Origin of the sequence: Proteus penneri (genome assembly GCF_003144535.1) — a bacterium.
GTDB classification, from domain to species: Bacteria; Pseudomonadota; Gammaproteobacteria; order Enterobacterales; family Enterobacteriaceae; genus Proteus; species Proteus penneri.
This window is the reverse complement of the sequence record NZ_PHFJ01000008.1, coordinates 205522-220420: the sequence shown is the minus strand read 5'-3', so window position 1 is coordinate 220420 and position 14899 is coordinate 205522. Positions and strand designations below refer to the sequence as shown.

Sequence of the window (14899 nt, the reverse complement as noted above, 5' to 3'; positions counted from 1 at the left end):
GTGGTTTGCTCGGTATTTTGGGCAGAAACAAGGTTGATATCTTGCGTGGCAGACAGTGATAAGTCTTTGCCGGCTTTGAGTTCACTGCCAACAACCGTGATATTACCGCTGTCTGGGTTGCTGTCTTTATTTTTACCCGTTGCGGTAATCGACAGATTTTGTCCGGCATTTAAGGTACTGCCTTGAGACTGGCGACTGTCGGTATGGGTTTCGCTTTTCGACGATTGGCTACCGTAAGACACACTGACACCAACTGTATTGGTGGCGCCTTTTTGATAGTCTTCATCGCCCGGTTTGAGGTTGTTGGCAAGGTTGTGTGCATTGGCTGCATCGGTTTTCAGCCCATCTAACTCAACCGCTTGCTGGGCTTGGACACCGGATAATACTGCCTTGGTATTTTGCAGGGCACTTAAACGACCGTCACTTTCTTTGCGAGCTTGTTGTGCGGTGCTGACGGCAGTATTGAGGGCGCTACCTGCACTTCCAGAGAGTGCAACACTAAACCCATTTTGTTTGGTTTCAAAGGTTTCAGTGCGAGTCCGTTCATCATAGCCCGGGTCGATTTGGACGCTATCACCGGTGAGGTTTAAGTCTTTTTGGGCAATCAGATCAGCGCCACCCACATGCAGTTTGTTACCTGCGGTGATATTGACATTACCTTGTGTGCTGCCAATGGTACTGACACTTTGGCTTTGGGTGGTGCCTTTTTCATCCACTTCATGGCGGGAGGATTGTTTACCCACACTAAAACCAATGCCACCACTACTCATTAGACCGCTTTTTTTCTTCTCTTCGAGGAGATAATGCGAGTCGGTCTCGGTCGCAGCGGTGATATCGACATTGTTACCAGCGGTTAAGCTGACATCGTTTTCTGCGACCACCGAAGAGCCTGTAACTTGAATATCTTTACCCGCTTGAATATTGACTTGCTCTCCACTGACGACGCTACCTTGCTCACGTGTCACATGATCATTTTGGAGAGTATGAGTCTGACTAGAACTTAAAAATCCTTTACTCTTTGAATGTTCTTCTAAAAACTCCGTATGGGTTTCTGTCGCGGTATTGAGATTAATATTTTGTGTGGCGCTTAAATCAACAGCCCCTTTTTCACTGTGTAAAGTGCTACCTGTTAAATTGATATCACCCTCACTAGCAGTAATTTCAACACCTTGCTGTCCGCTAAAGGTGCTTCCAACCACGTTTTCTTGGGCGGTATCCACAAGACGACTGTAACTTTTACGTCCTCCGCCTGAATGCTGATAGTCACTGTCTTCAATCTGTTGTGTGACGGATTGGATATCTACATCTTGAGCTCGAACGGTGGTTTTACCTTCGGTGCTATCTACTTGAGCACCTTGTGCTGTCAAGGTATGCCCCACATTTAGGCTGACGCCTTTATCACCACTGAGCGTACTTAATTGCAAGCGCTCTTCTTCACGAGTATTGCTCACGGTGGTGCTTTTACTATTGGCATCAAGGTGGCTTTTAGTCGTGGTACTATCAGCAATAATATTGAGGTTTTCCCCTGCATTTACTGCAACTTGCTCACCCGCTTTAGCTTGACTACCTTGCAGTGTAACGTCTTTTCCAGCGATGAGATTAAGGTTACCGACAGCGTTTAGTTCGCTTCCTTGTGAGCGTTGCCACTCACCGCTAATATGCGCAAGACGATGTTCACCCGCTTGCTCCATGCCATCACTCGTACGATTGCCCATCGCACCCGAAATCACATCAAATTCACCTGAATGGGTACTTTTTGCTGTAGTGATAGTGAGATTATCACGCGCATTTAGATTAATGTCGTTTAATGCATCCAGTTTTGCCCCTTGCAGTTGAATATCGTGGCCTTTTAGAGTGATATCGGTACCGTTGATACGGGCTTGGCGTAGAGCATCTTGCAGATTAGTACTTAAATTAATGCTATCCGCTTGAATATTGACATTTTCACCCTGAATATCGCCACCTTGGTGTTCAAATTGGTTGGCATCAATTTCAAGCCCTTTATTGGCAAGCAGTTGTCCTGCATTATTGATGCTATCAGCAGAAAGATGTAAATGATCGCCACTTACAATCGCGCCACTGTTCAATAAGTTTAAGGTTTTATTCGCTAAATACACTTTTGGCACTAAAACAGTTTGTGGCCCTTGTGCGGTATCGACTGTTTCACTGACCAACCAAACAATATCTTGTTCTAATGACGCAATTTGCTCTGGTGTAAGCGCAACACCGGGGCGTAAATGGAAATCACTCGCGACTTTCACACCATTGTTCATAAGATATTGATACTGTGCCATGGCATCGCTTTCATAAAGTGAGGGGCGCCCCGTCAGTTTTAATACTTGCTCACGCACAAGACGTTGCTCGTAGAATCCGTCCCCTAATCGTTTAGGTACTTGCGCAGGATCGTACCCCACACGATCAAGTAAATAGTCACTGCTAATAAATTTAGTACGGCTGGTAAAACGTTCGTCCGTCACAATTAAGAATGGATTATCGGGGGCGATATTTTGTCGGAAGAGACCATTATCAGGCAAATCGGTGATCACATTGCCTAAATGTTGTTTTTCAGTCAGCGCGATTTCAGACGGTAAAAGTGGACGCGTTAAAGGCGATGTCACATCCGTATGGGTTAAGTCTGTTTTATCACTGGTGTTTATTTCGGTATTGACGGTTTGTTTCTCCACGCCATCAATATTAAATCCCAGCGGATTACGCTCGAATTCCGCCCGCTCTGCCTTAACCGCATTGAGTGCCGCTTCAATATCGTTAATTTGTGCGGCATTCACCGTGGTATTAGTGATTGAGGTCCCTTTAATCGTCACATTACCATTGCCCGAAATAATGCTATCAATGGTAGCTAATGCGGTGGTTTCATCATGATTAAAGCTTGGGTACCAGTGTTTAGTATCTCGATCATAGTGATCAACAATATATTCTTGGTGACGCTCATTAACGGAGTAGGCGTTATTTTCGATTTTACCATTCCCATCAATCGTTTGATCCCCTATTGAGGTGATCACACTGGCATCATTAAGTAACAATCCTGAAATAGCCACTTTCATATTGCCACCCGAAAGGATGCGTGCACCTATCCCTTCAGAAATCAATTTATCTCGTGTTACTGTGCCTGAAACAGAACGTTCACGCAGGTTGTTGTAGTCATCGACATAAGGAATATCGGCAAGATCAAGGTGTAATTCAGGGTCCCATTGTTCTATAGAACCAATATCATGTTCACGCCATACGGTATTATGATAAGGCGTTGGAACATCATATTGTCTCCAGCCTCGCGTCTCATAAAAAGTCATGGCGTAACTGCCATCGCTATTGAGTTTTAAGGCAAGATAATTAACCCAAAGGTCAGTCAGTTGCCCTTCATTGTTTTTAACGCGGACTTGAGCTCGTTTATTATTTGCATCGATGTCTAATAATGTGCCATAACGGTTTGTTATAACCTCGTCATTATTTTTAAATGAAAGTCTCTGAGTCGTTGGCTCAATTGTTGTTTTATCTCTATTAACGCCAGAATCATAAGAACGCCAATTGTAGCTATAACGATGCCAACGATAATCTTTTTTCTCCACCTCTCGCTCAATCTCCAGTCCTTCACGTAAATTACGGAGTTGGTCAGCTTTGATTACCATATCACCTTCGGCTTCAATAAAGCTGGCTTTATTTTCAAGCTCTGGGCTGGTAAGCGATAACGTATCACCACTGTAAATCAATGCACCGTTATGATTTATCAGGTTATTGCTCGCGGTTAAATCGAGCGATTGTGTCGTTGCAATAACGGCATTTTTACTGTTGTTGTCGATTGATTGGGCGTGAATAACTGCATTATCGCCCATAATAGCGGCGGTATTATCTAGCGTTGTAAGGTTAAACGTAAAATCATCAGACTCAAGACGTCCCGTATTTTTGAGCGTTCCTGTATTTACATTAAATTTACGGCTAACTAACGTGCCCGAGTTAATCATATCTTGGCTTTTTATCGTCAGTGAAGCGGGTAATAACCAGTCAGCTAAATTCGTAAATACGCCAGAAATAGAAAGGGAAACAGATTGATTGCTCTTTAAAATATCTCCATCACGTCGGGTATAATCCTGTTTTGCGGTAAGCGTTAAAGCTTTTTCGCTTTGTAACGTGCCACCTTGGTTATTGAAAGTCTGAGTATTAAGTGTGAGTTTATCACCACTTTGAATAACGCCACGCTGATTCAATAACATTAAGGTTGAGGCAATAGGGGCGTCTTTCGCATTTATCGCAATCGCCCCATTAGCTAAAATATGCCCTTTTTGGTTATTCAATAAAGAGAGAGAATTTAAGGATAACAATCCATTACTTTGTAGGCGCCCTTGGGTGTTATCAATATTTTTTGCTGAAATCACATTTTGGGTGGTACCCCAAATTAAGCCATTATCGCGATTATTTAGCGTGTTTGTGGTGATATTAAGGGCATCTTGGCTACTTAAAATACCGTTATTATGATTATCTAATTGAGCGGTATTAACCTTTAACGCCTGTGTTGAAACGAGCTGGCCTTGCTGATTTTGAAGATCAGTTGCAGTCAGTGTTAATGACTGTCCACTGTGTATTTTTCCTGCATTATTATTAATGTGTTCAATATCGTAATGGCTGTTTTTCTGGCTAATCAGCATACCTTGCGTATTATCAAGCTGTGCACCATTAACCGTTAATTCACCTTGGCTACTGATATGACCTTGATGGTTTTGAATTCTAGAGCCATAAATGGATTGGTGTTGATTACTTCTTATTTTACCCTGTGAGTTATCGAGTAAATCCGCTAGCGTCAGCGTTATCCCTTGCTGACCATCAATTGAACCTGATTGGTTGTATAGCGTTTTGGCAGTTAAGGCGAGATTATCACCGCTTTGAATTTTTCCTTGACGATTATTCAGGGCATTATCCACAGCTAACTGTGTATGCTGTTGGCTATATAACAAGCCATGCTGTGAATTATCGAGATTGAGTACATGTAAATTGAGTCTGTTGCCTGCTAACCATTGACCAGCAATATTATTAACCGTTTCAATAGCACCGTTAGGCTGTGTACCTTGTGCATCAACTGTATTCTGTGCACTAATTTTACCTTGGGTATTGTTTATACTCTTAGCAATACGTAATTGAGCGCTATCGCTAGATTGAAGCAATCCATTTGTATTATCAAAGGTATTAGCAACTAAAGAGGCCTCTTTTTGGCTCTGTATTTGTCCCGTTTGGTTATTAAAGGCTGATGCTTTTGCAAACCATGTGTCTAAACTGCCCATCCAACCTTTGGTATTGAGAATATCCGTGGCTTGTAAGTGTTGTGATGATTGACTAAACAGGCGACCTTGGCGATTATCCAGTTGCTCCAATAAATCAATATTGAGTGTATTAAGGGAATTTATCTCACCTTGTGTATTGATAAGATTATTCGCTTTAATCACACTATTTTCATTACTCGTGATTTTGCCATGTTGATTAAGTAAATCACCTTTTAGCACTAACTGTAGCGCCTTTTGGCTAAAGATATTGCCTTGCTGTTGATTGCTCAGTGCCCCGCCTTCTAACGTTAGCGTGCCATTACTTTGCAGTAACCCGTTATTATTATTAAATTGGCTATTATCGTGACCTTGCCACTGTAAAAGGTGTTGTGCGGTTATTTTACCTAATGTATTGATGACATCATGAGTCGTCTTGAAGGTAAGTTTATCCCCTGATTGTAACTGCCCTTGGGTATTATCAATGGTATCAGCACTGGCAATAATTTGATGCCCTGCTTGGGTGATCCCTTCTTGATTATTCCAACGTCCTGCGGTAGTTATCTTTAGTGTTTTCCCTGCTTCCAATAAACCGTGAGTATTATTAAGAGATTGGTGAGCAATAAGGTCGAGATTGTCAGTGGCAACCAATTTACCTTGTTGGTTTGTTAACTGATCGGTGGTGACGGCTAACGATTTGGCGCTGATTTCACCTTTTTGGTTATCGAGGTTTTTTGGAGTGGTTAATGTTATCTGTTGACCAGCAATAAGCTTACCTTGATTATTGCTAATATTTTGAGCATCAATCTTCGTAATTTTGCCACTTTGTATCAGACCATTATCATTGATAAGGTTATTTTCATTTAAAAGCACCAAAGCTTTATTTGTTAATAATGTACCTTGTGTATTATCGAGCAATTGATGCGTTGTGAGCGTTAACCTATCTTGACCAATAATTTTTCCCGCAACATTACTGACCGTATTTGCATTAAGATCAATCTCTTTTGCACTGATATTACCTTTCGATGAGCTTAATGAAGCTGCTTTCACCTTCATTTGATGACCAGAAAGTAATTGTCCTTCTTGATTATCAATATGGTTGGCAACAAGGTTAAATAGAGATTCGCTTTGCACAATGCCTGCTTGATTATTTAAATCACCTTGTGCAGACAACGTTAATGCTTTACCCGCACCAATAAAACCTTGAGTATTGGTTAATGTCTTTTGGGTAGAAAGCGTTAAAGTATCTTGACCAACTAGCTGTCCTTGCGTGTTATTGAATAAAGACGTCTTAATGTCAATTTGGTTACTGTTTATTTTTCCGGATTGATTATTAAGAGAATTGTCCGTATTTAAAATAAGCTGTTCACCAGAAAGAAGCTGACCTTTTTGATTATTAATCCCTGATTTTGCTGTTATTATTAATTGCGTTGGGCTTTTAATACTCCCTGACTCACTATTAAGATGTTGAGTATCAAGCTGTAAATTCCCATTATTCCCTAACTCGCCACGTTGATTATTTATCGATTGATTAAATTGCCAATGTTGTTGCGAGTTATTTAACGTCACTAAACGCCCATCGGTATTATTTAAGTCTTGGCCATTAAGGGATAATTGATAAGCTTCAACACTGCCTTTCGTATTATCAAATAGGCCTTTTAATGCAAAACGACTTTCACTTTTTCCTGTTTGTGTCCAAATACCTTTTTGGTTGAAAAGATGATTCCCATCGATATCCCAAGATTGGGCTTTTATTTTGGCTTGTTGAGAAGAAATATTCCCCGTTGCGATAACATCAACTTTATGGGTATCAACTCGTGCATTGTCTAAACGAGCATCACCTTGTGTTGCTTTTATCGCTAACGTTGAAGTAGCAATTTGGCTTTGGCTTAAATCGACCTGTTTTGCCGTAATATTAATCGCTTTTTTATTCAGTAAATTACCTTGAGCGCGAATATTATTTTGGCTGTTTAAAGTGAGATTTGCGTCTTGGATGATTTGGCTATTAAGATCACTGCCCGCCAGTAAATTTCCTTGTGTTTGGATCTCTTTTTGGGCAATTAAAGTCACGTCTTTTGTTGCGGCTAATGTGCCTGATTGCTTCAACGCACCGTCTTGACTTTCTACACGTAACTGACCGCCACTATGAAGTTTACCTTGATGAATAAGATCTTCTTTGGCAATCAGGTTAATATCGCCACCTGCTTGTGTCACTGCTTCTTGCGTTTTTGTTGACTGCCAAACGAGTTGCCCTTGGCTTGTCACCGTTAAGGTTTTATTGGCTTGTAGATGACCACCTTGATTACGTACACCAACGCCCTGTTCAGTGCCCACCATTTTAATTTGACCACTGTACATTCCCCCCATTTGTCCCATATCAATGGCAAATTCCGGTTTTGCAGTCTTCTCTTTTTGTTCAAGTGCCGTGGCATTGTTTTGCGTATCGACTTGATTACGCCCTGCGACAACTTCAATTTTTTCTTTTGCCCACACGCCTGCATTGATTTTTACCGCTTGGGCGAGCAGATCAACGTATTGTGTATCATGGCGACTATCTCCATTTAACCCACCACCTTCAACATGAATAACGCCACTTTCAACACGATATCCCGCTAAACTTCCATCAGGATTAAGTTGAGGTTTACCCGTTGTTAGCGTCATTCGACCCGCATTGATCGTGCCGCACCCATTACAAATAATGCCCGAAGGGTTAGCAATAATCACTTGTGCTTTCCCACCAGCAACTTCAATAAACCCTTTCAATTGGCTTGGATTATTACTGTTGACTTCATTTAAAATAACGCGAGCTGGCGCTTTGTTCGGATCAAGATTGGCGTTACCTTGGATCATGCCCGCCGTTTGTGTTGAAGTCATGACCGCTGAGTTATTTAAAATAGCACCGCGTTGATCGACATCGAATTGTTTGTATTGGTTATGAGAAATTCCCGCCTCATTAGGCGCACTGATATTAACTTGTGGTAGACCATTTTGAGTATTAATGACTTCTGGTCGTTGATTTTGTGGTGCGTTGTTATCAGCAACAATACCATTAGCCAATACGTAAGGAGAACCTAACGCCAACCAAAGTAAAAAAGCGCTACGCCGAAGTGTGACCCATATCCGAGTACCTTGGGAGCCTCTTGTTTGTCCTGCTTCAGTACTACAACTTTTGGTTAATTCTGAAACAACACGTAATTCCCCATGGGTACGACTAAAGATAAGGCGATAACAATGCTTATTCATAAATAATACCTTTAAAATCAACAATCCAAAAAAAGAGAAAGGATTAGTTAAACCAAGGGAATAACTGCCACAGAAAGACTAAATCTCTACATTAAGATTAAAACCAGCGGTCGCACCTGAAGTATGGAAACCTTCGGGTTTATAAAGTGGTGTACCCACAAAAACGTCATAACTTATTCGAGACCATAGTGAGCCGCGTAAACCCAATGCTGTACCCGCTAATTGGTGTCCCACGAGGTAGCGTGTGTTTTGTCCTTCAACACGACCATAGTCGATACCTAAATAGAGCTCTTGTCCTTGAGAAAACAGGTTCCACGCAATGTCATTGCGCCAAAGCAGGGCTTTTTCACCAGATAGGTTTTGCTCGCCATCAAAACCGCGCACGGTATAACGTCCACCGATTGCCATTCTGTCTTGTGGAGTTAAGGCATGTTGACTCCATTGACCACGTAGCGAGGTGTTCCAGCGCCAAGGCTGCTTACCCAAAGAAAAAGGCTGATTAAAACCGATATTACCTAAAAAAAGTCCGGTTCTGGCACTCCCACTGTGAGTGTCTTCTTCGGGGGCACGTAGAGCACCAAATGCCCCCGTACCACGGCGCCAATTGAGGTTGGCATCTAAGGTGGCATTACCGAAATAACTCCGCTGGTTAAAACCGATTTCCCACCCTGCGGTTCGGCGGTGTTGTTGGTCAATATCAATCCCATTGACCGCATTGGTAGAATGCTTGCGATAGACCCGCATATTGAGTGTGGTTTTATGAAACTGATTACGAAATAGCAATCGGGATACGGTAAATTGGGTATTGTCGCTTTCACCGCTGTAGCGCAATATCTCATTCGCATTAGGAATGTTTTGATGATACGTATAATGGTTGTAGTTAGCGGCAAAGCCCCAGTTTCCAACAGGAATAAAATAGTTAAAGGTGTAAGAACGATTACCAAATGGGCCATTATCAAAGTAATCTTTACCCACATTGGCATAAAATAGGTCGTTTTGAGAGAAAGGTGCATCAATGGCCAATGTCGCCGAACCTAAATAACGCCCAGTGCTTTTTGAACCGCTATCATCTAACCCCAAACTTAGCCGTATAGGGCGCTGTTCTTGCCAACTCACAACTAAATCACTGGTGGCATCTTCTTTGCCGGGGACGATTTGAATGTTTGCTGTGACATTCGGTACCCGTTTAAAATTTTCCAGCCCTTGTTCAATATCACGTAAGTTAAGAATATTGCCTGATGATGTGGGGATCGCATTCCATAAACGAGCACGCCAAGAGACATTATCATCAAAACGGATCTCATGAATTCGACCGGGTTGTAGTGTGAGCGTTAAATGACCTTGTGTAAGATCTTGTTCTTGTACCATAACTCGTGTGGTGACATAGCCTTTTGATAATATTTCATTTTGAATTTTGTTCACGACTAACAAAACACCCTGTCCACCAAGGCAATGATCTTTAGCGTCATCTACCGCTTTTAGTGTCCATTGAAAATCACGAGAAGCTTCGCCCTCAAGCGTAAAGGTATTAATCCAAAAACAGGGTTTTTCATTAATAGGGTAGTCAGGAAGTTCGATATCTGAGTGAGAAAGACGAGTATCAATATCAGGTCTATTTTGTTGTTGTAAAATACGCTCTCGCTCTTTTTGGCGTTGTTGTTCTCGATCATCAATCGACACGGCTTGTTCTGCCGGTATAGGGGAAGTATATGGTACTGCAATTAACGGAATAGATAAAAAATAAAAAGAGAACAATCCCCATTTTATATAATGATGTTTATTCATTGTTTGAATAACTTCCTAATAATGCTAATTGTTAGTCAATGGTTTTATATATCACGCAGTAATAAAATGGCGATGCTATTTATCGCTAATATATATAAGAAGTAATGCCATGAATATTTAAAATAATAACTTAATTAGATTTGCCTTGGTTTTAATTTAGCCAAGTTAGTATGAAGAAATCAAGGTAATTTTATATTGATTTGAAATTTTGAGATTTATTATATTGCTAATAAGTTTAAATTTATCTTATTGTTTTTTTATAAGTTGATAAACTATTTAAATAGTTTTCTTTTATGGTATTTATGATTAATTGCGCTTATTGTTTATTAATAATTTATTTAAGCAGTCATATAGAAATATTGAGATGTGATCCAATTAATATAAAGAAAACAAAGGTTTTTTTGATGTGGGGTGATTGGTTTTCTATTTAATAGATTGATTGTGTTTTCTAATGAAAAGAACTCTTTAATAGTATTGGTTATCTGGTTATTTAAATGAATTTAATTTGCTAATTATTTTTTGTCATTAAAAGAGTATTAAAAACTTCATTATGATAATTTAAATATGGATAAAAATTTGAGAGGTAGAGTATAGAAAGGCTTACTGAAATAAATCAGTAAAAAGAGAAGCCTTACTATTTTTATTATATTCACTAAATCACAGTGTTATTTTTATATTATTTGCAGATGTTAATAATACTATTTTTTCTTATTGAGCATCGACTTTAAATCAGCAAAAGGATTATAGGTTGCTGCACCGACATCATCTTGCGCATCTTCACCTGCGACAACAGTTGTGCCGTATTGGTCTGCTTCTGTATATTTTGAATGTTCGTGATCATGGCAAAACAGACACAATAACTCCCAGTTACTACCATCTTCTGGGTTATTGGTATGGTCGTGATCAATATGATGAACGGTTAGTTCACGTAAGTTCGAGTAGACAAACTCACGAGCACAACGTCCACATACCCACGGATAGATTTTCAGTGCTTTTTCACGGTAACCACTTTCTAACCGTGCATAGTTTTTGGGGATCAGAGCCATTGTTAGTATTACCTGTTATAAGAGAAGGTTTGGCGATAGTTTTTCCAATATACTCTAAATACACAGGTAGGTTCAAATCGCACTAGTCCTATTTTTCTAATAAACGACCAATCTTACAATCTGATGCACTCTTGGAAATTACAGGTATAATTTCAAAAATGATTGAGCAGATTTAGGCATAAAAATGGCAAAACTTACCTTACAAGAGCAAATGTTAAAAGCAGGGCTTGTGACCAGTAAAAAAATGGCAAAAGTCCAAAGAACGGCAAAAAAATCACGCGTTCAAGCGCGAGAAGCAAGAGAAGCCGTAGAAGAAAATAAAAAAGCCCAACTTGAGCGCGATAGATTGCTTAGTGAACAACAAAAACAAGCAACTTTATCTAAAGAATATAAAGCGCAAGTTAAGCAACTTATTGAGATGAATAGAATTACACCAGCAAAAGGTGATATTGATTTTAATTTCACTGACAATAATGTGATTAAAAACATCGTAGTGGATAAACTAACGCAATCCCAATTAATTAGTGGGCGTCTTGCTATTGCTCGTCTGGATAGTGCAGATAAAACGGAATACGCGATTATTCCAGCCAGTGTTGCGGATAAAATTACACAAAGAGATGTGGACTGTATCTTGTTAAATAACACGCTTAGCGAGACAGAACAAGATGAAGACGATCCTTATGCTGATTTTAAAATTCCAGATGATTTGATGTGGTAGTAAGCAACGTAGCATATTCGCTCACAGGCATAGTCTGTATAAGCATTGTGCTTTATACTGCATCAGCAAATTTTTGTAGATAAACGATTAAGTAGGCGATAATAATGGCAATGAACGGAATAATCACAAAGTGGTTTGAAGATAAAGGTTTTGGATTTATTAAAGATGAAAACGGGGATAACCGTTATTTTCATGTGATTAAAGTTGCCAACCCTGCTTTGATAAAGACAGATGCAAATGTCACTTTTGAGCCGACCACCAATACCAAAGGGCTGTCTGCGTATGCGGTTAAAGTGATCCCAGACAGCAAATACGTTTATATTGCAGGTGAGCGAATTAAGCTAACATCTATTAAATCATTTCGAATTTATAGTGAGGAAGTATCCGCAGATACGCATATCGATAAAGAAAACACGGTACTTTCTGTCGGGACTTTAATGAATAGCATCAGACCAAAATCAGCGGATGGTGCTAATAATATGCGTACTTTGAGAAAACTGGCGATCATGACAATGCATGGAACAGAGATAGTTTTTACTGAAGATGAACTCGATATCGATGAAACAGTAAAAGCGCTCAAACTGTAAATATCGACATTTAAAACGGGCTTTCGCAACGCGCTTTTATTGGTGTTTGGCTAATAGGGTGAACAAAATGAAGTTCACTTGCATGAAGCATAAGTCGCGGAGTCCGTTCAGTTCCTTCCCTTTTTTCAATTAAACCTCCGTCGCATCCACCATATAAATCACAACCTAAAATAGAATGCCCTATAAACTGGCTGTGAATACGAAGTTGATGCGTTCTTCCTGTTTCAGGGGTAAATTGTACGCGTGTTAAAGGCAATAATGTTCCATCTTCTAATGTATGATAAAAACGCTCAATAACGTGATAACCAGAGCGTGCAGGTTTACCATTAATAGGGCAAATCGACATGCGTGGGAATAGAGCGGGATCTTTTGCAATTGGTGCATCAATCACCCCTTCATTCTTTTTCAAATGACCACATAGTAGTGCGTTGTATATTTTGGTTATATTGCGCTGGCTAAATTGCTGACATAAAAGCGCATTGATTGCTTTATTGCGTGCCACAATCATCAATCCAGATGTGCCAAAATCAAGCCGATGAACAAGCGTACATCCTGGAAATAGCTTCACTAATCGATAATGCACCGAATCGATATTTTGTGGATTTTTTCCCGATAAGCTCAATAGTCCGGTTGGTTTGTTAATAATAACTAAGTGCTCGTCTTGATAAAGGATCTCGATTTCATCATGGCAAGGTGGGGCGATAAAAGTATCGATAATCGTAGACATCAGCTTATCCGCAAAAAAGAAGAAAGTGGATGATAGCGAATTTTAGGTTATCAGGCGAATGTAGAGATATACTCTTACTCATTTGAATATGGCGAGTAGAAACGTTAATTCTTGGGAATAACTTATGAACAATGACATTCATTTTAAATATTATGACATGGTAGAAGAGTATGCGATGGAATCCGCAAAGCCTGTCGCTCAAGCTGAAGAAGATGCGCTAGCACTTTATTTTCAGTTGTTACTCACTCGACTCACAAATAACGAAGAAATTAGTGAATCGGCACAACAAGAGATGGCAAAAGAAGCGGGTATTGATAAAAAACGCATTGATGATATCGCTGAATTTCTAAATCGCTGGGGTAATGAATAACACGTATTGGGTTCATTAAAAAGTGGGCTCAATATTATCCTAATTCACAAAATATCACTCTGAGCCTACATAACTGTATGATTTGACGTATACTCGTAATGTACTTTATTTCACATAAACTCGCAGAAAGAACAGAGCTGCTTTTTTGATGTTTGCTGTTTTCATAGAATGCGTTAGATTAATTTATTGGGTGAGATATGCTGGATTTTTTAAAAAATTATGACAATTTAACGATCAGCGAAAAAAAAGTATTAAAATATCTCACCGATAATATTGCGGATATTCCATATTTAAATATTAATGATTTAGTTGCCAAAACCTTTGTATCAAAAACGGTGATCATTAATTTATCGCAAAAATTAGGGTTTAGTGGATTTAAAGAGCTTAAATTCCAAATTAATAATTATATTTTGACCAGAAATAAGGTTGAAAAGACGAGTGCGGCATCTTATAAAAAACAGTTAGAAAAAAACATTAATAAAACATTTACCTTAATTAATGAAGCACAAATTCAGGAGTGTGCAAAAACTTTACGCCATTCTAGGAATATTTTTATTGTTGCAAGAGGCACCAGTAAAGCCGTAGGGTATTACCTTGAACACCTATTGTTTGCATTAGGTCTACATTGCTTTTTTATTAATGATTACAATTTATCTGATTCGTTTACGCGTCTTGTTAATGAAGACGACACCGTTATTTTCATTTCTCTTTCTGGTGGCACCAAGAAAATCATCGAGACAGCAAAAATCGTTCAGTTAAAAGATGCCAATATCATTAGCATGACAGCATTTAATACTAATGAATTAACCAGTTACGCAACACATGCGCTATTTTGTTTTGCGGATAATCATGATACAAAAAAAGACGATACCAAATCACGTATTGGTTTTTTTATGCTGGTAGATTTATTGATTAACGAGCTGGAAAATCTACTTTAAAAAAAGATAACATCATCTATCTGATTTATTAGCTCCTCTTTTAATTATTAAAGCGTGAATAGTATTAATCTATTCCGTTAGAATAATTATCATTTATTCTAAAATAGTCTTTCTTTTCAATCTTACTTCTAAGTTCTAAAATAAATATTATTTAATAGAGTAAAATTATTTATTCACTGTTATTGATTAAGTTGATAATTAAAAAAAGACCTAAGTCATAA

Annotated in this window: 8 protein-coding genes; 4 read left to right on the top strand and 4 right to left on the bottom strand. The window is 39.2% G+C overall.

The annotated features are described in order from the left end of the window. The 3 genes from CUB63_RS11190 to yajD all read right to left on the bottom strand — a co-directional run. Positions 1 to 8507 (bottom strand): two-partner secretion domain-containing protein (locus tag CUB63_RS11190; RefSeq protein WP_109848042.1); only part of this gene is annotated, 8507 nt, incomplete at its 3' end. Between the two features lie 78 nt (positions 8508 to 8585). Further along, positions 8586 to 10292: a ShlB/FhaC/HecB family hemolysin secretion/activation protein gene (locus tag CUB63_RS11185; protein ID WP_109848041.1), complete on the bottom strand. Its 1707-nt coding sequence runs from the start codon at positions 10290 to 10292 to the stop codon at positions 8586 to 8588. Between the two features lie 698 nt (positions 10293 to 10990). Beyond that, positions 10991 to 11338, bottom strand: a complete 348-nt coding sequence (gene yajD / locus CUB63_RS11180) for an HNH nuclease YajD (protein ID WP_006534437.1) — start codon at positions 11336 to 11338, stop codon at positions 10991 to 10993. 184 nt (positions 11339 to 11522) lie between these two features. Here yajD and CUB63_RS11175 point away from each other — a divergent pair, with 184 nt between their 5' ends. After that, positions 11523 to 12056 carry a DUF2058 domain-containing protein gene (locus tag CUB63_RS11175; protein ID WP_109848040.1) on the top strand — a complete coding sequence of 178 codons (534 nt, stop codon included), beginning with the start codon at positions 11523 to 11525 and terminating at the stop codon, positions 12054 to 12056. Positions 12057 to 12166: 110 nt separating this feature from the next. Then, positions 12167 to 12643, top strand: a complete 477-nt coding sequence (locus CUB63_RS11170; RefSeq protein ID WP_161669695.1) for a cold-shock protein — start codon at positions 12167 to 12169, stop codon at positions 12641 to 12643. A gap of 10 nt (positions 12644 to 12653) precedes the next feature. Here the strand turns inward: CUB63_RS11170 and CUB63_RS11165 are convergent, their stop codons facing one another. Then, complete coding sequence (locus CUB63_RS11165; RefSeq protein ID WP_006534441.1) at positions 12654 to 13370, bottom strand: RluA family pseudouridine synthase; 717 nt, start codon at positions 13368 to 13370, stop codon at positions 12654 to 12656. 124 nt (positions 13371 to 13494) lie between these two features. On the opposite strand from CUB63_RS11165, the gene CUB63_RS11160 reads away from it, so the two are divergent. Then, positions 13495 to 13740: a DUF2543 family protein gene (locus tag CUB63_RS11160; protein ID WP_006534442.1), complete on the top strand. Its 246-nt coding sequence runs from the start codon at positions 13495 to 13497 to the stop codon at positions 13738 to 13740. Positions 13741 to 13937: 197 nt separating this feature from the next. Beyond that, a complete protein-coding gene (locus CUB63_RS11155) occupies positions 13938 to 14678 on the top strand; it encodes a MurR/RpiR family transcriptional regulator (protein WP_072065002.1) in 741 nt (246 codons plus the stop codon). Positions 14679 to 14899 lie beyond the last annotated feature (221 nt).